The organism is Pseudomonas sp. GW821-FHT02H06 (genome assembly GCF_059421525.1).
In genome coordinates, this window is the sequence record NZ_JBWKVD010000001.1 from 354,034 (window position 1) to 374,236 (window position 20,203).

At 53.7% G+C, this 20,203-nt stretch carries 18 protein-coding genes and 1 pseudogene; 7 read left to right on the forward strand and 12 right to left on the reverse strand.

What is annotated here, in order from left to right; translation table 11 throughout:
- The first annotated feature begins 607 nt into the window (after positions 1-607).
- Genes istA through AC07VF_RS01710 form a run of 3 tightly spaced genes read left to right on the forward strand, consistent with a single transcriptional unit; the run spans position 608 to position 3,366 of the window.
- Positions 608-1,630, forward strand: a complete 1,023-nt coding sequence (gene istA, locus AC07VF_RS01700; protein WP_495008756.1) for an IS21 family transposase — start codon at positions 608-610, stop codon at positions 1,628-1,630.
- Positions 1,627-2,409 carry an IS21-like element helper ATPase IstB gene (gene istB, locus AC07VF_RS01705; RefSeq protein ID WP_226507529.1) on the forward strand — a complete coding sequence of 261 codons (783 nt, stop codon included), beginning with the start codon at positions 1,627-1,629 and terminating at the stop codon, positions 2,407-2,409. The genes istA and istB overlap by 4 nt, the downstream gene beginning before the upstream one ends.
- A 57-nt stretch (positions 2,410-2,466) precedes the next feature.
- The gene (locus tag AC07VF_RS01710) at positions 2,467-3,366 is read left to right on the forward strand and encodes a LysR family transcriptional regulator (protein WP_495008781.1); all 900 of its coding nucleotides are present in this window, start codon (positions 2,467-2,469) and stop codon (positions 3,364-3,366) included.
- Positions 3,367-3,620: 254 nt separating this feature from the next.
- Here the strand turns inward: AC07VF_RS01710 and AC07VF_RS01715 are convergent, their stop codons facing one another.
- The 9 genes from AC07VF_RS01715 to AC07VF_RS01755 form a co-directional block, all read right to left on the reverse strand.
- Positions 3,621-6,575 carry a KAP family NTPase gene (locus AC07VF_RS01715; RefSeq protein ID WP_495008755.1) on the reverse strand — a complete coding sequence of 985 codons (2,955 nt, stop codon included), beginning with the start codon at positions 6,573-6,575 and terminating at the stop codon, positions 3,621-3,623.
- An 89-nt stretch (positions 6,576-6,664) separates the two neighbouring features.
- A complete protein-coding gene (locus tag AC07VF_RS01720; RefSeq protein ID WP_495008754.1) occupies positions 6,665-8,443 on the reverse strand; it encodes a hypothetical protein in 1,779 nt (592 codons plus the stop codon).
- Positions 8,444-9,009: 566 nt separating this feature from the next.
- Positions 9,010-9,873 carry an alpha/beta fold hydrolase gene (locus tag AC07VF_RS01725; RefSeq protein WP_495008753.1) on the reverse strand — a complete coding sequence of 288 codons (864 nt, stop codon included), beginning with the start codon at positions 9,871-9,873 and terminating at the stop codon, positions 9,010-9,012.
- Between the two features lie 82 nt (positions 9,874-9,955).
- Entirely contained in the window at positions 9,956-10,144 is a 189-nt protein-coding gene (locus AC07VF_RS01730) for an AbrB/MazE/SpoVT family DNA-binding domain-containing protein (RefSeq protein WP_495008752.1), read from the reverse strand.
- Positions 10,145-10,258: 114 nt separating this feature from the next.
- Entirely contained in the window at positions 10,259-10,879 is a 621-nt protein-coding gene (locus AC07VF_RS01735) for a tyrosine-type recombinase/integrase (protein WP_495008751.1), read from the reverse strand.
- A gap of 1,560 nt (positions 10,880-12,439) precedes the next feature.
- Entirely contained in the window at positions 12,440-12,796 is a 357-nt protein-coding gene (locus AC07VF_RS01740; protein WP_495008750.1) for a hypothetical protein, read from the reverse strand.
- Between the two features lie 414 nt (positions 12,797-13,210).
- A complete protein-coding gene (locus tag AC07VF_RS01745; protein WP_495008749.1) occupies positions 13,211-13,405 on the reverse strand; it encodes a type II toxin-antitoxin system PrlF family antitoxin in 195 nt (64 codons plus the stop codon).
- A 218-nt stretch (positions 13,406-13,623) separates the two neighbouring features.
- A complete protein-coding gene (locus AC07VF_RS01750; RefSeq protein WP_495008748.1) occupies positions 13,624-13,911 on the reverse strand; it encodes a hypothetical protein in 288 nt (95 codons plus the stop codon).
- 105 nt (positions 13,912-14,016) lie between these two features.
- Positions 14,017-14,376 carry a histone-like nucleoid-structuring protein, MvaT/MvaU family gene (locus AC07VF_RS01755; protein ID WP_495008747.1) on the reverse strand — a complete coding sequence of 120 codons (360 nt, stop codon included), beginning with the start codon at positions 14,374-14,376 and terminating at the stop codon, positions 14,017-14,019.
- A 916-nt stretch (positions 14,377-15,292) separates the two neighbouring features.
- On the opposite strand from AC07VF_RS01755, the pseudogene AC07VF_RS01760 reads away from it, so the two are divergent.
- A pseudogene (locus AC07VF_RS01760) lies at positions 15,293-16,527 on the forward strand (MFS transporter).
- Positions 16,528-17,127: 600 nt separating this feature from the next.
- On the opposite strand, the gene AC07VF_RS01765 reads toward AC07VF_RS01760, so the two are convergent.
- The 3 genes from AC07VF_RS01765 to AC07VF_RS01775 all read right to left on the reverse strand — a co-directional run bounded on the left by AC07VF_RS01765 (position 17,128) and on the right by AC07VF_RS01775 (position 19,076).
- The gene (locus tag AC07VF_RS01765; RefSeq protein WP_495008746.1) at positions 17,128-17,718 is read right to left on the reverse strand and encodes a hypothetical protein; all 591 of its coding nucleotides are present in this window, start codon (positions 17,716-17,718) and stop codon (positions 17,128-17,130) included.
- A gap of 180 nt (positions 17,719-17,898) precedes the next feature.
- Complete coding sequence (locus AC07VF_RS01770; protein ID WP_495008745.1) at positions 17,899-18,351, reverse strand: hypothetical protein; 453 nt, start codon at positions 18,349-18,351, stop codon at positions 17,899-17,901.
- Between the two features lie 68 nt (positions 18,352-18,419).
- Complete coding sequence (locus AC07VF_RS01775; RefSeq protein ID WP_495008744.1) at positions 18,420-19,076, reverse strand: hypothetical protein; 657 nt, start codon at positions 19,074-19,076, stop codon at positions 18,420-18,422.
- A gap of 225 nt (positions 19,077-19,301) precedes the next feature.
- Here AC07VF_RS01775 and AC07VF_RS01780 point away from each other — a divergent pair, with 225 nt between their 5' ends.
- The 3 genes from AC07VF_RS01780 to AC07VF_RS01790 all read left to right on the forward strand — a co-directional run bounded on the left by AC07VF_RS01780 (position 19,302) and on the right by AC07VF_RS01790 (position 20,155).
- Positions 19,302-19,466, forward strand: a complete 165-nt coding sequence (locus AC07VF_RS01780) for a hypothetical protein (RefSeq protein WP_495008743.1) — start codon at positions 19,302-19,304, stop codon at positions 19,464-19,466.
- A gap of 60 nt (positions 19,467-19,526) precedes the next feature.
- Complete coding sequence (locus AC07VF_RS01785; RefSeq protein WP_495031048.1) at positions 19,527-19,658, forward strand: DUF2026 family protein; 132 nt, start codon at positions 19,527-19,529, stop codon at positions 19,656-19,658.
- 281 nt (positions 19,659-19,939) lie between these two features.
- On the forward strand, positions 19,940-20,155 hold the full coding sequence (locus AC07VF_RS01790; RefSeq protein ID WP_495008780.1) for a transcriptional regulator: 216 nt from the start codon (positions 19,940-19,942) through the stop codon (positions 20,153-20,155).
- The last annotated feature ends 48 nt before the right edge of the window (positions 20,156-20,203 follow it).

Genomic DNA, 20,203 nt, shown 5'->3' on the forward strand with positions numbered 1-20,203 from the left:
TTTTCAGAATGGATCCAACCGACCTAGGAGAGCAATTGTCGGGGCTTTCTCTACACGCGGACGTCGCGCGAACCTATTTCCGGCTGCGCGAAACCGAGGTAGACCTGACAACCCTGAATGAGACCGCGCGCTGGCGTGAACAGACCGTTCACGTCACGCAGAGCCGATTCGATCTGGGGATGTAGGCGAGTTCGACTCTTCGCGAGCCAAGACAGAATTGTAAACGGCGCGCGCTGAGGCGGTCGCCCTGCAACAGCAAAGAAGGACCAATGAGCGTGCGCTCGCCGTTCCGTTGGGCAAGCCAGCGTCGAATTTCTCCGCCAGCAGTCGGCCGCTCAAAGACATTGCCTCGCTGCCGCAGATCCCGACATGCATGCCTGCGACGCTGCTACAGCGTCGCGCAGACATCGTTATCGCGCAGCATAAAATGGAAGCAGCGAACTCCCACATCGGCGTTGCACGGGCCGCGATGCTCCCGGCAGTCAACGTCAACGGGGGCATTGGAGGCGTCGGTACCTCGATAGCTGTCACCGCCAATGTAAAACTGACCCCCTAACGCCAACTCAATTGACCCCCTGGGCGATCATGGTGGCTTTGAGCTGCCGAGATGTTGACCCAGGAGCAGTCAGTGGAAATCAAGGTATTGGCCCGTCAGGGCATGGGTATCAAAACCATCGCGCGCACGCTCGGGCTGTCGCGCAACACCGTGCGCAGGTATCTGCGCGGCGAAGCCGATCAGCCGTGTTATCCGGCAAGGCCGACCCGGCCGGCCAAGCTCGCCCCCTTCAAGGCCTACCTGCAAGAGCGCATAGATGCAGCCCGGCCGCATTGGATTCCCGCGACAGTGCTGCTTCGCGAAATTCAGGCGCAAGGCTATGCCGGTGGGGTCAGCCGGCTCAAATCCTGGCTGGCGCCCTTCAAGCGTCCGGTGTACGACCCGGTTGTGCGCTTTGAGACATTGCCTGGCCAGCAACTTCAGGTCGACTTCACCACCATTCGCAGGGGCCGCGACCCACTCAAGGCCTTTGTCGCCACGCTTGGCTACAGCCGCGCCACCTTCGTCTGCTTCGGCGCTCGCGAGGACAGCGATGCGTGGCTAAACGGTTTGCGCGAGGCCTTCGCCTTTTTCGGTGGAGTGCCGGAAGAGGCGCTGTTCGACAACGCCGGCGCGATCATCCTTGAGCGCGATGCGTATGGTGCTGGCCAGCATCGCTGGCATCCTCGACTGCTGGCACTGCCCGACGAATACGGTTTTCGGCCGCGCGTTTGCCGGCCCTACCGCGCAAAAACCAAGGGTAAGGTCGAGCGTTTCAACGGCTACCTCAAAGGCAGTTTCATCACGCCACTGGCGGCCACACTCAAGAGCGCGGGTTTGCCGTTGGACGTCGCAACCGCCAATGCCCACATCGGGCGCTGGCTCGATGAAGTCGCGCATCAGCGGATTCATGGCACCACAGGGGTTAAGCCGGCAGCGCGTCTGGCCGAAGAGCGCGACGTCTTGTTACCGCTACCGGCCAGCAGGGTGAGCACTCTGGCGCTACCTCTTTTGCGGCCAGGCCGCGTGCTACCGCACGAGAGCTTGCAGCACCCGCTCTCGGTTTACGATGAGTTGCTGGAGACACGTCGATGAACCTTCAGCACGCGCGCATCATCGAAATGTGCCAGCAGCTCAAGCTGGAGCGGATGGCCGCAGACTGGGCTGGCTTGGCGCAGCAAGCCGCCGCTCAGGAGCAGAGCTTCGCCGACTTCCTGGAGCATTTGCTGCGCGTAGAGGCTGAGGCACGCACCGAGCGATCACGCCAAACCCTACTGAAGATGGCGACACTGCCCGCTCTCAAAACGCTGGAGCAATACGATTTTGCCTTCGCCAGCGGCGCGCCACGCGCGCAGCTGCAAGAACTGGCGGGACTGAGCTTCATCGAGCGCGCCGAGAACATCGTTTTGCTCGGCCCCAGCGGTGTGGGCAAAACGCATCTGGCCTGCGCATTGGCCTATCGTGCCACGTTGGCTGGCATCAAAACTCGCTTCATCACCGCTGCTGACCTGATGCTGCAACTCGCCGCCGCACACCGGCAGGATCGCCTAAAGGAATACTTCAACCGTGCGGTGATGGGGCCACGACTGTTGGTGATCGACGAGATCGGATACCTGCCTTTCGGACGTGATGAAGCCAATCTGTTCTTCAACGTCGTTGCCCGCCGATACGAGCGCGGCAGCATGATCCTCACCAGCAACCTGCCGTTCACCCAGTGGGCGGGCACTTTCGCCGATGATCAGACGTTGACGGCCGCGATGCTGGATCGGTTGTTACATCACGCGCACATCGTGCAGATATCCGGCGATAGCTACCGGCTCAAGGATAAACGCAAGGCGGGTACCAGCCCTGCGCGAGCGGTGAAGAGCGTTTAAAAGCAGGCCGAGGGGGTCAGTTTTGGGTTGGCGTTGACATATAACCGCAGAGCATCAATCGTGCGCGACAACGTAACCGATCTCCTGGCCCTCCTTCGGGTCGCCCGTGAAGGCAGTTTTACCAAAGCGGCGGCGCAGCTTGGCGTTTCCCAGCCTGCGCTGAGCCGCACCATCACCAAACTGGAATCGCGCCTGGGTGTGCAATTGCTGACCCGCAGTACCCGCAGCGTCGCGCCGACCGAAGCCGGCGCGCGCCTGATCGACAGCATCGGGCCGCATTTTGACGGGATCGAGTCAGGGCTCAACGAGCTGAGCGAATTGAGCGGCATGCCGGCGGGTAGCCTGCGCATCACCTCCATGGAGCACGCAACCCATCTCGTCCTTGCCCCGGCTGCGCTGCAATTGATGACTGACTATCCGGGCATAAAGGTCGAAATCAACGACAGCTACGCATTGGTCGATATCTTTGCAGAGCGCTTCGATGCCGGTATCCGCCCGGGGCCGCAGCTGGCTCAGGACATGATCAGCATGCCCATCGGCCGGGATTTTCGCCTGGCACTAGTGGCCGCCCCCGCCTATCTGGAACACCGCGCTAAACCACTGACGCCACAGGATCTGACCGAGCACGCCTGTATCAACCTGCGCCAGCCCACCTCAGGAGGATTGTGGGCTTGGCCTTTCGCAAAAAACGGGAGAGAAATCAAAGTACGCGCCGACGGGCATCTGGTGAGTAACAACATCTGGCTCATGCGTGATTTTGTCAGGGCGGGCGCCGGACTGGGCTACTTCCCGGAGCATCTGGTGGAGCAGGATCTGGCACAAGGTCGCCTGGTGCGGCTGATGGAGGACTGGACTGGCACCGTCACCGGGTATCACCTCTACTACCCAAGCCGGCGCCAGCACAAACCGGCTTTTCGTTTGCTTCTGGATGCGCTGCGTGATCAGTCAGGGCGCTGAGTGTTTTCTTCTGGCCGATATCTGCCGTTTGGCAAGAATTGACCAGATCAACACGCCTCCACCCCTGGCTACGAAGCGGTCTATGGCGTACGAAACCCGCTAAGCAGAATTGCCCCATAGGCTACTAATTAAAAAGTTGATCTGACCACATTAACTAATCGCCTCTGGGGTCCGAGCAAATCGACACATGCTCTGTAGACGCTTGCCGTAGACGAACAGTTTATGGAGTAAGCTAATAAACAAGCGCCCAAGCTTTACGTCATATCTCTCGCAGGGTCTGCGGCCAGTTCGTCGAGCACAGAGTAAACTTGTTCGAGATCGTCGCTGTATGAGGCCATGTAATTAATCGTGTACACGTATCTCTCTTGCACAAGCGCATTCGCTTGTCGAATGACTGCTTGGTGACGAGCCCAGTAGCTCCCCAGGGCCCGCGCATTAAACCCTCCCACCAATCCTGACCTGGTCGGAATAAAACCAACTTGATCGCTGTCTGTGAAGAACGAATTGCTCAGATTGGCCAGGCAATGATCAGTGAAGTGATATGCGTTTTCCTGCTGAAGCTCTGGGTTGAAGCAGAATTCAAATACGTAGTCATTCATCAATCTGGCTATCTCTGCTGCATCGCCTGTCCCTTGAGCGTCGTAGAACCCGCAACCAATTCCTGACCCGGTAGGACCAAAGGTGTTGCTGAGTTGGTAAATCACGAAAGATTTGATACTGGAGCGTATTGATGCAACACGCTCCGCCAGGGAGCGCGATTGAGTTTCTTCAGCGTTTGGAGAATCACCTGCGGCTACCAAGCTCCCGGTTGTTCCAAGGAAATCTCTGTCAGGGGTATCGTTGGCATTGTCATAAAAATTACGCTCTTGATCGATGTAAGTGGACTTAAACAGCGCAAACACCTGTTGAGACAATGCACGCATACCTAGTCGCGCAAGTGCATCCACGTAGCCGGTAGTGGGCGCGGTAGGATCCTCATGTTGCACGAGTGCTGACTGAAGGTTGTGCAGTTGCCCTTGTCGATCGGCAGAGCATTGAAGCCGAAAGAGCATCAGATCGTTCCAGCCAAGCACTCCGCGTTCAGTGCTTGCGAGTCTGCCAATTATGTCTTTTCCCTCATAGCCGTGATCGCCAAAAATCCGAGATGCAATTTCTCGAATATTTTCCGGAATGTTGTGACGCCGAACTGCGGATCTGCCCCATCCAGCTCGGTCGAGAAGGTGTAATAGGGAGTAAATTGATCGTTGACGGAGAGAGGCCATGCTGTCCGTCACCGATGAATACTTAGGAATGAAATCGATCAACATATTGATCGCATCGTCGGCGACAGCTTGGCTAAGATCATAGGATTTATTGATCAGCAGCCTCCAAAATTGATCATGGGGATGCTCGCCTTGCTGTAGATTAAAATCAGACGACGCTAGGAGGGCAGCGATGCTCTCGCCATTTCGAACTTTGTCTACTGCTTGGGAATACAAAATGTAGGTTTTTTGGGGTTCGGGTGCAGCGAATCGAACGATAAGTTTTAGGTAATTTTCCAAATTCCTATATAAGCCACTGTTGAAGCAGGCACGTGTAGCCAATGTCGCTTCATCGACATCCATGTGCACTGAAAGCTCTAAAGTCCTGACGTTGAAAAGCTGATTCAGGAGTAACTGGGCAGGGCTTGGCTGGCTGTTAACCACGCTCGAAAACGCCTCTGAGTTTTGAAACTCCCGTTCTCCAGGTGCTTTGTGGAGAGAAAAGACTCCTGAGCGTCGCTCAGTTTCTTCTGCATAGATCGTTCTGAAGAGCCCTGGATAATGGAGGTGGATCAGTATGAGGTTGATAAGATCGCGTTTGTTAAAGTCTGTCCGCGCAAGGTCGCTGCGTTCAAGCTGCATGAGCAGCATGGCGTTGAAAAAACGTTTTACTTTACGCAAATTTCCAACGAGCGGCAGATAGGCTGGTGCCAAGCTTCCGTCAAGAATTTTCCCCAGCTCTCCGAGTACTGCTCCAAGTTTGAACATGGTGTCAGCAGGGATCGAGCCCAGCTCGCTTCCCTCGCCCTGCCAGTCGCGCTCTAAGTAATTTTTGATGCTTGAGCTGTCGACAAAAAGGCTCAGCTTGACAGTGACAAATTTCTCAAGAAACTCCCTTGCTCTCGTTCCTTCCTCCTGCGCACCGGCTAGTATTTCAGTGTCGTAGCACAAGATATATGTAGCCCGCGACAGTCTAAAAGTTCGCCTTGTAGCAAATAACACAGAGTTGACGGTTCTCGCGTCAAGTCGATCGAGGTCATCGATCACGATGATTACCCGTCTATCGATGCGACGAAGAACCTCATCTATGTCCTCCAGCAGCTCATCCAAGGTTTCTTGCGACGGTTCAAGAGAAAGCTTGAAGCCAAGGAAGGAAAAGTCGGCTTTGCCTTTGAGCAAGCGGGAGTATCGGGAGGCAGCTGGTCGAAATTCAGGGGCGAATACTTCCCGCTGAATTGCGGCTGAGAGGTCTTTTATCAGCCGATCCGCAAGGTCTGGTTCCGAGGCATAGCGCAACGGTTCAAATCGGCAGACTATCACTTTATCTGGAGCTTGCGTCCAGTAGCGCTCAGCGAGATTGATGAAGCTGGTTTTGCCTACGCCCCATGGGCCGTCCACTCCAAAGACTAGTCCCGTGTGAGCACCGCTGGCGAGCACTGTCCTTGCAAAAGATTCAGCTTGTGGTTCGGTTGTGAGCGAGTCCTCTTCCTTACGATTTACCTCTGTATCAGAAAGGAAGTACAGCTGGGGTAGCGCCCTAGCTCTAGGCCGGTATTGTTGCACCAGTGGAGACAGCAGCATTGCACTGAAAAAAAGGAGCAAGGTCGGCGCCCAGTTTGGGTCCGCCGCAGCAACAGCCGTGTGAATTTTTGTGAGCCAGGGCGATACGAGTTCATCAACCCAAACTCCAAGGATGACCGTAAGTAAGAGGTCTACTCGGGCGCTGCTTACCATCCGTGTTACAAGGCTGCACGCCCCACGAGCGAAGATGTAGATCAGACATAGCGTCAATCCCGCAGCGATACCTGTAATCACGAAGCAAGAGGCTATGCCTTGCATTTTAGGTGCGAAATTTTTCCCAAGAGAAAATGCAACACGCCAGACCTCTGCCGCCATAAAACCAGCAGCTAGAAACCTCCCAAACACCAGTAACTCAGGCGTCTTCATCACAGTTTTTGCAGATGGCACTTCTCATTCCCCATGCTAGGTTTTCGCTCGCCGATGTGCCGTCTCTTCATGCTCATGCTTCTATGGAGCGGTTTTCAGAAACGAGAGTGTCATCCTGCCATGCCAGTTGGCTCCTCCGTCTGAGTTGGAATGAGAATCCGGCTCCCTTTCTTGATCGGTGCGTCCACCTGAATGCCTAACTCGCCACCGAAGGCTCGGTCTACTGACACGCCGTCTAGCTGAAGACTTAAGACATTCCGAGTTTCGTATACGTCGTTTTTTAGGATATACAGCTTGCTGCCAACAGACACCGTTGCTTCATATAGTTGCAAAATAACCACGCGGCCGTTTTGGAAAACTTCGTCGACGACGCCGATCTCGGTCAGCTCCGGCGGTGCGATTTTTACATGTCCGAACCCCAGCAACTGGTTTCGAACATCGTCCTTGGTAATCAATCCGCGAAGGATATCGAAATAGGCGTTGTAGAGTTGATACGTCGTAATCAGCCCCCGCTTGTCCAGCAGCGCGTCTTTTATCTGGTTTGGAGTAAAAGGCGGGTTTATCCGCAGCTTGGGAGAAACGTATCGTTGGTGGTTCACGATGTACAGAGCTGATACGTCCCACGCTTTTCTTTCCTCTTGGCGTCGATTCTTAATCTTGGAGATCTGAGCGCATTCCTTGTCTTTGGACGTTCCGCCGATGCCTTTGACCTCTACCACCAAGAGGCCAGGCTCCAGTTCAATTTGAATATCTTCTTCCAGCGTATCCTCGCTGTGCTCATCCATGGCTTTTGCGGAGGAGTAGCCCAGCCAGACAAAATATTCGCGTACAGCTTCTACTAACTCGTCTCCCGTTCCTGAAAGCATTACACGAAGGAAGCTGAATTCACTTTTCAGATTTGCAATAGCGGTATCATTCTCAGCGACATCAGTTATGTACTTTGCTTCAATCGCTGCACGTTGTTCACGAATCTCCTCTTCGCCGGGGAGTGGATGAGAGCTGTCGTCCAGCCATGCAAACATGCCGTTGTACGGAAAAACGTCTGGAAACACCCCCGCAAGGTTGTCAAAGAATTCAACCAGAAATTCTGCTTTGCGCGCCAACTGCGGAAGGACGAAGACGGCACCTTCATCAACAAACATCGCGTACCCAACGATTTCACCCCCTGCATTGGCCAGAATAGGAACGAATCGTTCATCCGGCTTGCTGTTCCCGTTCCTCCAGACCATGGGATGGGGAAAAATTACTTCGTAGTGAGCGTCTTTGAGGTACTTGCCGATAAATGAGTGGAATCGTGTCTCTTCTTTATGCAGTTCAACTGTTTTTCCAAATTTGTTCTTGAACTCTTTTATTCCACTGCAAAGGCGTAAGGTTTCGCAGTTGAATTGATCAACTACGTTTGCGCCATGTATTCCAATCTCAGCAACGTCGTAATGGATTTTTTCATTTTCAGCTGCGAAAATTACAATAACGGATTGCTTCTTGAGAACTTCCTCGATTTCAGTAGAAAATCTGGTTGCTCCGAATCCCTTCGAGTTGAAAACTTGCTCTGGATAGGAACTAATCAGCGCATATACTATTTTACCGGTGGTGTTTTTCAACTCGGCGCGTGCTTCAGACTCGTCTATGCTGTCGGTCTTCGCCAAGTCAACCACGACCACGTGAAATTCGTGCAGGTTGGAAGGCAGCATTACCAATGGGCGGAGGTAAGTCTGCATACCCTCTCTGTTTTTGGGGGTCTTTACATCGCCGCCTAGAGTGGCTGTCGTGCAATCGTAGAGTTTCTGGGTTAGCAGAGCTGAGACGTCGGGTGCGGTGTCAACCAGGCAGACTTTCGGAACAGCGTTCAATGTAGGTTGTGTCGGTGGCAGCGAGGTGACATCTGGCATGGGCTGGGTACCTTGCGTAGCGTTTCTTTTGGCCATCCTTTTTAATCTTCCAGGAAATTTAAGCATTTAGTCGTCCGTATGGCATCAAATACGGAAAGGCAACTCGCCATTGCCACAGCACTCAACCCAAGGGTAATGCGAGTTTGACATCAATCGCAATGGCCATTCTCCCAGCCGATGGCGCTCAAAAAAAGCCAGCCGACCGCTTCTGGCCGATAGCTGCCACTCAGTGAAGGTGGAAAAGCCTCGAGATCAAGCCCGAAGCTTTCTCACCGTTGGCCTCGTATAGACCGTGCAATCGGGCCTGATCGGTGAGTTTGTGTAGATTGAAGTGGTTGTAGAACGCTTGACCCAGTCGCTGATGCTCGAAGCTCCCTTGGCCCCAGAGCCGGATAAACTCCTCATAAGCAGCGCGTTCGATCTGTAGCGAGGAATCAGTTCCCATGTCAGGCTCCCACCAGTAGAGGTTCCCAAACGTACCAACTGCCTATCAACCCTTCAAGCTCGGCCTTTTCAATCAGATAGTCAGCTTTCGGCCAAAAGCGGTCACTAGACTGTCGCAGTGTTCATATTCCGCCGAAGAAGGTTTTCAGCGCGTGAGCCAATTCCACGGGGGCTTCTTCAGCCATGTGATGCGCGCAGTCGATTCCTGCGCCAGTTACTGCCTTTTCCGCCCAAGGCTGCCAAACGGATAGAACGTCGCCATAGAGGTCTTCCAAGTCGTCCTTCAAAGACCAGATGACGTGGAGCGGGCATTTGATTATGCGGCCCGCCTCACGGTCTTCCCTATCATGTACCTGGTCAACCGCGATCCCTGCGCGATAATCACCGAGCATGCCGACAACAGTTTCAGGGTCGTGGATGGCGGATTGAAAATCCTCATAATTCTCCCTTCCCATCGATTCAACGTTACCCTGATACCAATCCGCAGGATCAGAGAGAATTGCTCGTTCTGGTTTGTCACGCTGGGCGTAGAAGAACCAGTGCCACCATTTGGAGGCGAACTTCGCGTCACACCGTTCGAGCGCTTCCAAGATTGGGACTCCATCGAGGATGGCTAATTTCAGCACTCTTGCGGGATGGTCAAGTGCTGCGCGGAAAGCAACGTAGCTTCCACGGTCATGGCCCGCTAAGTAAAACTCTTCAAATCCAAGGCGATCCATAAGGGCAACGCAGTCACGCGCTTTTGCTCTTTTTGAAGAAGCCTCGTAATCATGATGATTGACTGGCTTGCTGGACTTGCCAAAGCCTCTCAGATCAGGGCAAATCACTGTGAAGGAAGTTGCGAGCAGAGGTGCCACCGCATGCCACGTCGTATGGGTACGGGGATGACCATGAAGCAGTAGCAACGGAGGACCTGAACCGCCGTAGCGAACACGTAAGGTTGCCTCGGGCAACTCCATCATCTCAAGCTGAAAACCATCGAACATAATCACGTCCTGGTGAGCGCTGGTGAGCTCGCATATTATATCAAGCGTAGCCGGGAGCGTCCGCTTTGGGTCGAAACCAGCCTCATGACTTCGCATCAACTTCACGGATTGGCTTTAGGACCAGAGATCCATCGGCCAACTCAATGCTCAACGAATCACCGAGACCGATGTTCAGTGCTTTGAGGAAGTCCGGATGGAGATCGATGATGACATCACCGCTGCCATCCCCTGGATCCTGGCAAACCACAGTTGTTTGCATTGCCTCACTCATCGGACGCTCGCTCCATTCTCGGCTGCCGTACTCAGACAATATTCTACGCGCAGGACCTGCGACTGGCTCCTAATCTCCGAAAGCGACGGGGTGCTCCCCGTCGCCGATCCCAGGTCACACTTCAGTCTGCTCCGCCATCTCAAGCGCGTCATCTACTTCGATGCCAAGATATCTGACTGTGCTTTCCAGCTTGGTGTGGCCGAGAAGTACCTGGACTGCTCTGATATTTTTGGTTCTCCGATAGATCAGCGAGGCCTTGGTCCGACGCATCGTATGGGTACCATATGGAACGGGGTCGAGGCCGATGGAAGTTACCCAAGTCTTAACGATGCGTGAGTATTGACGCGTGGATAGGTGCTCCGAGGTTTTCAGGCGACTTGGAAACAAGAAGTCTTCACTTCCCAGTCGTGCCTGTTTAACCCATCCTTCCACTGCGAGCCGCGTCTGCGCGGTGATTTCGAACTGTACGGGCCGTTGTGTCTTTTGCTGCATGACGATGGCCCGTGCCGCAACGTGACTCCCGTGAGCGACATCACGAACACGTAGCTTCGTTAGATCACAGGCTCGGAGCTTGCTGTCTATCGCTAAATCGAAAAGCGCTAAATCTCTGACGTTTCGGGCAAGCTCCAGTCTGATCCTGATGCCCCAGATGTCGCGCAGGCGGAGCGGCGCTTTTTGCCCAACCAATTTGCCTTTATTCCAGACCTGGTGTGCAGAGTCGCATGGTACGTTCATGTCATAACCTCCATCTTGAGAGGCTTGAGGATGAGCGTTATCGTGACTGGCCGCAGTCGGCCAGGAGCGGTCACTCCTTTCTTACTCAAAGCGGCTCGCCCCTACACTCAGCCCGCTGCTAGCATCCACTTATTGATAACCTGAGATCTTTCCATGCGACGGATTGCAATCCTCTTTGTTTTCACGGCCATCTTTTCCCTGCCAGCGTCGGCACAGGAGCGATTCCAGTGTGCTGGGGCAACCGTCACTATTGCGGTAGATGAGACCAGGCCATTGCGTTCAACAGAGGGCGCAGACGTTATTCTCCGAGTAGAACGAGGCCCACGCTCCACCATCTTGCGGTACAGCAATGTGGATTTCGTTGGCGGCGAATGCGACACCGATGCAAACCACGCTAGCCGGGTGATCTATCAGGCCGTCTGCGGCGGCAGCGGGTGCCATGATTTATCGAACTGGGGAGTAATCGACCCTGTAAGCCTGCAAGCCCTGCTGGTACCTTCGGACGACAGCCTTGAGCCGGCAATCGCCCTGCTAGGGCATAAGCCGATGCTGAAAGACAAACCGATGAGTGTGAGCGCGGAAGCACACCGCCTCGGATTACCCACCCCGTAGCATTTGAGCGATATGTCCGCTATGGGTCGATAGCAGACTCCAGCAGTCGCCATGGCTACAGCCGCAGAATGAGCTGTATTGAGAGTGGATTTCGGGGCCCTCATCCGCTGGAGTTGATATCACCGTTGCGATGCTCGTCACAATGGCCAGTCTGCGGCCTGGAAATCGTTTTCTGCTCACTCGAAACAATGAAAGATGCCCCCCGGCTGACTTTGATGCGCGGCTATACCTGCCAGCTCGCGAGCGGGGTAAGCACATCGCCTTTTCGTCTGATCACTGTTGATACATCCAGTACCCACCGATATCCTGCCGAGAGTACAAATGTTCTCTTGGTGGACAACCCATGAAAGATGACCTTATCGACTGCTCTGGATTTGAAGACTTGGGCATCCCCACTCCGCTAGAGTGCTGGAAGCAACAGGCCCATCTGCTGGCCTGCGAGGTCGGTGACTTGCAAAGGGACCTATCCGATGCACGTCGCAGCATTCAGAAGCTTTTAGCCATGCATTCACAGGCAGCAAAGCAGCGAGACGCGCTAGCACTTGAAGTCACCAGGCTAGGGTGGGAACTGGGCGACTCACTTAGAGAAAATAGTAGAACCACGGCGAGACAGATCGGCAATTCTCGTGCGGGATGACTGTGGCGAAATAAGCGACAGCAACTGGGCAAATGCGCCGCGAAGCAGGCGCTATTTTATGTCTGAGGGTAAGGGGATACCAATGGATCACGATATCTCGATTGATGACGATTTATGGCGGCAGGCACGAGAATGTGTTCTGGATGAGATGACTGATAGTGAGGTCGTTGCACTCGCGCTCGCTATGTTCGTGCGGTTAAAAGCCGTCAAATCTCGTATAGATTTGACCCATACGGCAGAATCTCAGCGGGTTGCTCGCACTACCAGGTAGCGAGCCCACCTTGGTTGGAAATATCGCCCCCGAAGACCGATCAGTGCCAACCCTGCCGCGTCGAGCCGCACATATTGCACCGGCTGTATTGGCTCCAACGTCCATCCCTGTGCTGCATCACCCCGCCGCATCTTGTGCAGCTGCCGATCAGCTCGCCGCTTTCCCATCGCCATAACAGCCAGGTATTTCGAGCCAACAATGAGGCTCCTATCAGAGCGAGGGCCAACGCTGGCCAAAACGCGATCTGTAGGACTGCGGTCATCATTGCTGCCAACGGCGTAACCTGGTCATCGTGACCAGCGCAAATCAGCATTCCGATCAGGCCGATAGTGCTGAGGAGGATCGGCACAGCAAACAGCCGGATGTTCCGTTGGATCGCAGTCAGATCTAAGTTCATGGCATTTGCTCCCTGCTTGTTAAGCATTCCTCGCCGCCGTTTTGCGGAAGGTATTGCCGCCGAGGCCGGATTTACGAATACGGCCGGAATCTTTAAAACGCGCTTGGCGCAGTCCTGAAATGTCCTACGAGACAAAGAACCTATTCGTGGATGCCATTCAGCGTTTTGTATCTATCCCAAGGGATCTCAAGCTGCCTTGCAACTTGGCGATGTCGCTCCAAAGCGCACATTCGGGCTTGGTGGGGCGACGCAGCTTCATCGTAGGAGCATTCCCAACTGTCACAGTCTGCCGCTAACGGAGGCATCTCAACAGGCTTGTTCATTGCTTTGAACCTTCACATCACCAATATCCAAATGGATAGCCGGGAGGGCTAACCTAACGACTGTCCTATACCGAATGCAGAGTAATCCGTCTCACTCATCCAAGGCTGCCAGTGGGGCATCAAGGTCAATCTCGACACCCTTGACCAGATCACGGACTCGCTGCACCAATGCAGTATCAAGTGGCGTGACGCGCTCCGGATAAGCTGCCATGTCCTCTAGGATCGACTTCAGGGATCCGGGCACATCCTCATGTGAGAGGTCACCAACCCTAAGCAAGTAAGTCATACGAAGACCTCGGTAGTGAGCACAAAAGACGTCAGACGCAAACAGAGCGAGTGCGTAGACGGATCCCTCACTCTGCGCGACCATCGTGAACGGCTGAATATGCTAGCCCACCACCCAACAAGCATCCAGATAAACAGCTGGTAATTGAGGCAAGCCGGTAGTGCTGGCACCGCAAGGATTGGCATACCTTGGGGCCATTGATCGCGAAGCGATCATCGTCAGATGGTTTTGACCGAAACCACTTCGAAGTATTTGAATTTTTTCTTGCGAGCAGCCGCTTTGGCATCAATCTCAGCGGTCAGCGTGCTGAGAGTGTCAGCCTCATAAACAAACAGCTCAGTTGCCCCCTCATAGACCTTAGAGACCTTCAATGTCACCCTAATTTTTGGTGACAGCGATTTGGCCTTCGGCTTGGGCGAAACAGGACGATCAGTTGGCGAGTGTGTCGCAGCCTCACCCACGGGGCCGAAAAGCGCGCGCCGCATTTCTTCTTCAAGATCACTCATGTGTAGTCTCTTTGTAGCCGTTCACCCAGCAGTGTTATCAGTGGCGTCGCTGATGCGGGCAGGATAAGCACCCTACCCGCCCTGCCTCAACCCATTCGCGTCGACTTACGATACCCAGGACTCGACGACATCGCTGCCGTATTCGCCTTTCCATTGCTTCAGGGTCTTATGGTTGCCACCCTTAGTCTCAACCACTTCGCCGTTGTGAGGGTTCTTGTAAACCTTGACGGAGCGCGCACGCCGGACAGCTTTCGTGCTGACTGGAGCCGCTTTGGACCCAGCTTTCGGATCGATGATGGAAACTACGTCTTTCAAGCTCTTGCCGTATTGGGCAAGCAGATCGCGAAGTTTGGTCTCAAATTCAATTTCCTGCTGAAGACCTGCATCCACCTTCAAGGCTTCGAGGGCAGCCAGCTGCGCTGCAAGGTGTTGCTCAAGCTGACGGAACTCGGCGAGCTTCGACATGTGTCTCCCCTGATCATAAGAAGCGATATTTACATGATAATCATATTAGCAGCCGCTCCATCAGTGGGGTGCGAGCACTGCGTAAATTATCAGCATAAAAATCGACAACTGCAAGATGAGCGAGCGCTCAAATTTTGCAATTTATTTAGTATTTTACCGTGACCAATTTTTCGTTAGTCTCACAACTTCTTTATGACGGTGAGATCAAGTATCACGGAGAAAACGATAGTCGCTGAAGGTGATCGGGTTAATCACAAAATTTCGGCTTGGAGCCGTAAGAGGGGTATCAGGCCCTGTGCACCCAACATCTCAAAAACTTGGAGAACAGGGGAGTGTCGAGGTCGCTTGGGATGACGCAAGCCATAATGATTCCTCTGTCATGAGCTGGGCACTGTCTAGAATGTCGTCTGTTGAAGTACGGCCGCCAAACTATTGGAACAGAAGGAGTTGAAACCGCTTTCCCTGCTCGCTGGCCGAAGGCGCAGGCTTGATTCCGAGGCAGAGAGGCTTTAAGCGGGCCCTCAGTCATCTTCCGCATCTATGCTTTCGATTCATGCGAGACGATAGAAATGGTAACGGCGGCCGCGATAAAAATCCGGCTATCACCACCATAACCGGCAGGTACATGCTCGGTAAATACTTGTGCTCCGCAGTCCTTCGCACACGTGATTCCCAAACCTCCATCTCTTGGAACTCCGCCGACCCGACAGACACGACGCCATCGTCGTTTACGATGGCAAGCTCGCGAATGCTTTATGTACGGCCTCACCTCGCCCACCCTAAGATTGGCTCACATGATCGTGCACGCAAACTCCGATAACGCGGCGCGAAGATCCAAAAATAATAATTCGACACTCATGAGGTTGCGCCCATGAAAAATTTGGCTGCTGGACCTGTTACTGTCCCAGTTTCAACCATGACTGGCGCTCAACTGAGCGTCGGCCAACGCTACGTGACGTTGGGTGGCTCTTGGGCCGCCTGGCTGTTTGATGCCCTTGATGCAACCGTCTTTGGGTTTGTGTTGCTGGCAATCGCGAACACTTTCTCAGTCGGGCTAGCCGACGTTGTGTCGACAGTTGCTTGGTTCCTCTTGGCCACCGGCATCGGAGGCTTTTTTCTTGGAAACATCTCCGACAGAATCGGCCGTAAAAAGACGATGCTCCTGTCGGTATTTGTGTATGGCACCGGCACGCTACTTTGTGGGTTCGCCGATAGCCTGTGGGAACTCAACCTGTTCCGCTTTTGCGTGGGTATCGCCGTAGGTGGGCTTTGGAAGGCCGGGCGAAAGCATTTTCCGTTATGCAAACCGGATGGTCTGGGGGTGGCCTGCTTGCAGCAATTTTCGCCTGGAGCTTCCTAGACAGCGACAATCCAGAATCCTGGCGCACGCTGTTCATCTACGCCTCAATCCCAGCCTACTTCACTTTTGCGTTTATCTGGCTGTTCGTAAAGGAGTCGCCAATCTGGCTGGCTAATCGGGAGTTCATGCGTCGAAATAGTGACAAGGGCAGACTGTTAGAAATCTTCAGCCCCCAGTATTTGAAAGTAACCCTGCTCGGCCTGAGCATTTCTGTTTTGGGCATGTACGGCTACTGGATCATCACGACGTTCATGCCCTCTTACCTGCAAAACATCTTGAATGTGCGAATCGACCAAGCTCCAGTGTTTGTGATCTGGATTGGTATCGGAGCCACCATCGGCTACTTGGCTTATGGATTTCTGGCCGAGCAGTTAGGTCGTCGCATGTCATTCGCGATCTTTTTTAGCGGTATGGCGATCATGGTGCCCGTATTTGCATACTCGGCGACGCTCATGCCACTGACCGACGGCAAGCTGATGTTCACCACACAGAACGTCATCACGCTAGGATCCCTAGCTGCGCTTCTGGGCTTTTTCACCGGTTATTTCAGTGGATTCGGCGCCTGGTATTCCGAGCTATTCCCTACCAGTATTCGCTCCACCGCATCAGGATTTTGTTTCAACTTCGGGAGAGTCGGTGCAATCGCAGGAATTAAACTGGTTCCAGTCTTGATCCCACTAGTAGGCTTTACCGCAACCATCTCACTCGCATCCGTTTCGTATGCGTTGGCTGCCGTCATGGTGTTTACGCTCCAAGAAACAAAAGGCGTCGAACTCACCAGCGGCAACTGACAGAGATTTGTGATCGAGTCCAGATGAGCGTACAGGGGTGGAAAGTTACCATGCCCTGTTATTCCAGCAAGCGGTGTAGAGCTTTGAACCTCGACACATAGCGAACGGATCTGCGGCTTGCTCGAAGATTGAACGCTATCCACCTTTCGCTAATCGTACCGACCGGTCAATGATCTGCAATACCGCCAGCTGCACCGGAATAACAGAGGCGAGCATGGACAGTTTTGCGTTGAGGCTCCGGCAAGGAGCGCCTCCGCTTAGGCCTAATTCTAACCGCCTTTAGCAAGATGGGTAGGGTGGAGAAAAACGCGCAAATACACTACGAGCGCGGCGCCCGGGTTCCCAGCGTTGAGCACCTTTCGAACATCGCTCAAGCAGGTGTTGATGTTGCGTTTGTCCTGATGGGCCCGCAGCGCTTGCCCGCCCCCGAGCCCGCTCCCGATTACGCTTTGGCTCCCGCGACGATTGCCTGCTTCCCGCTGATGTAATCATGAACACGATGGACGGCCTGCGTCTAATGCTCTGGAAGACAGCCGCTGCTATCGCTGAGATTGAAGGGCTGATTCATCCTGCTCAACCCCAGTCTAAAGCAGCGACAGATCAGCAAAGATCCTCAACGTAGATTGCACCACCTTCGGAGTGAATGACTTTGAAAGATGCGCCTGACATCACAATAACTTCCCTCTCCGGCGGCGTGGTCGTAAGTGAACCGAGATAACGCACTTGAGATGACGCTTGGAAAAAAATACGCGGGTCCTTTGCATGAACAAAGCTTGAACCTTGGGCTGCGCATCCCATGAAGCTTTTAATCTCTAATGTACTGCCAACTGGATAGCGGCCTACCCAGCTCGAATCTTTAGAATAATGCACGAACCCAAATGGGTAACTTGGTAAAAGACGCATATCTTCCAAAAAGTCTTTTAATAATTCGGATGTCTCTCCACTTTCCTGACATTCTCGAATCGCCTTAAAATGGCCACCCGTCCAGCTCGCGATAAACTTATGCAATCGAGGTCTGATACACCTTAGTAGCCCCATGCAGTTAACTTCCTTCCACGCTTCATCAGTATTCACGAGCGCGTAGATCATGCGCTGCGCCTCTTCATCTGAAGCGGAACGCAGCGATTGCTCTCCCGCGCCGTTGTCATAAACCTTCCACAGACTCTCGTATGTGTAGAACGATTGGGTCATAAAAACGGCACTCTCTGACGAAGCAATCATAACCACATCGCGTTACAGCTAAAATTTGGCATATTCACCCGCCCTTCCCCCCCGGTTCTTGGTTTGCGGTTTGATTACAAGACATACTCGCCTGATATTCATCATCTGGCACGTTCGCTGAGCGATCTTGACTTTTCTTGTCAGTGCCACCTATTTTTCGATCGCGGCCGGAGGAGCCTGTACATACACCACCTGTTTATCACGACCGGTCAACAGCCCAACAATGATCAGGATGACCCCGAGGAAGAACCCAATGAACCCTAGTGTTCCACTGACTAGCGCCCCTCCGATCGTTGCGCCAGCCGTTTCAGCCGCGGCATGAGCGCTCGTATGATCCACTTTCGTCGCGACATAGCTGCCAGTGAATATGATCCCCGACAAGGGGAGCATAAAAGCCATGAGCCCTGAGATGATTAATAATCGGCGCCAGGCCTTCCCTGCTCTTGGTGCAGTCAAGGCGATTACGAATGCGATGACCCACGCTCCAAAGAATACGCCTGCACTGCCTGCCCCGCTTCCAGAAGCCGCGCCAGCAAGCCCCACAACCGTGGTGGCAAGCACCGCAAGAATTAGCCCGCCAATCAAACCAGCTACAAATTTCATACAGTGCTCCGCTTAATATTTTTACGTCACAAGTGATAAACCGCCCAGTACCTGCGCGGTAGAATTGACTAGAATTTTTCGACTGGCTTTTTGACCTCACTCAGAACTTTATTAGCTTCCAGCTTGGGGAGCGTGAAGCGGATCATCAAGCTATTCTCGCTGCCTTCACTGAGCAGCATTAGCTCGGCAGCCCTGATATTGTTGGGCGCGGCAGCAGGTGCACTGACAAAGCTTTTACGCCCTGCCGTCTCAGCGCCTTTCTCGATAAAGGTATAAGTCAAGCTTCCGGAATTGATCCCAACCGACTCGTAATTCGCCAAGGTCGTCGCATAATCGGACTTGCTGGCGCTCTTGCTCGCGAGTTCGAGCACATCCAATTGGGATTTATTATCAGCCAATGTCGCGAGAGTGAAAGACTGGGCAAGGGCCCCAATCGCTTTACCGTAGAGGGTTTGGTCGAAACCTGCGACTAAAGATACCGATACCAGCTTATCAGCTGAAAAGACCAGGATGGCGGTGAAGCTGTTGTCTATAAATTTCACATCATCTAGACACAGGGCTTTGGCGCCAATATCGTCCGAGCAATCGTAGTAGCCTTGAGCCGAGGTGTAGCTAGCGATGGGTGAGTCGTGGGCGTACGTTTTGAAAAGGATGTCCTCCGCACTGGCGTAACTCGATGCCGAAGCGCATAGGGCGAATAGACACAAACGGATATTTTTTAGCACGACTTCTTCCCTGAAAATCTGAATGACATCATAAGGCTATCACCACACACGATCCCGCCACAAGCTCAACCGCTGTCGCCGCTCATGGCTGACCCAGACGGCTTGACACTTACAAACCGGCAGCACGAAACGTTGCTGATTCCGATTGCGAGTGCACCGCGTCTATCAATTTCCGGATCATATACCTGTATGGCATAGTGCCTCCTTTATTTCGAGAGTGCTCTGATGAAGTTCAAAGAACACCGTGAAGCCTATTCCTACCCTTTTGTTGCGCTAGCCGGCACCGTCGGCCAGCACAGCCATGCAGAGTTCAAGACCTCGTCAGAGCTGGACGCATATCACCACCAATTGTTGCGCTCCACGCAGGACGAGCAATCTGTGCTCGGCTGAGTGGCCACCGGCAGAAATCGGCCAGAAGCAGTCTGTTTGCCTTATACCTTTTGGAGAGATGTGATCCAAGGGTGTAGTGACTGGTATAGAAGGGCACCCAAAGCCATCCCTTCGGTTCTAACCATCGGCGATGAGAAAGGTCAGGTGAGTCAGGTAAGGCTTCAGGACGCTACGGTTGTGGGGGCTTGGTGAATGGGCTCTAAAGACTACGTACGGAATCAGCCACGCCGCATGGCACCCGTTGGGCATTTCTTAGGCGAGCCTGAGCTTCTGCTCCTGTCTTGAACCAGACCGGAGCTGCCCGCAGATCATGACGGCTGGATCTGCGCTGCCTGTGAAAGCACCCTGCTCACTCCGCTCACAGGAAGCGGCCAGTGAGGTTCGCCTTTGTTCAGCCATCTAATCTCTCAGACACTAATGGTAGAATGGCTACATACCTTAATCAGGTCCGACCATGACTCGCTCCCCTAGGCATCAAGCTCGACGAGCGCACCCGAGCACGCATAAGTGCAGCTTCGGAAGGACTGGAACGGACACCTCATTGGCTCATGAAGCTGGCCATCCCACGCTTGCTGAAAGAAGTTGAGGCAGCCGCACAAGTGGCCGATTTACTTGGCAGCGAAGCCCTGCTCGCCGATCAAGAGCGCTACAGCACCATCCCGACGGTGAACCCAAGGGCTATGCGCTAGACCGCACCTCCTCAGTCGCCTATCGTTAACCAGCAGCATCAATGCCAA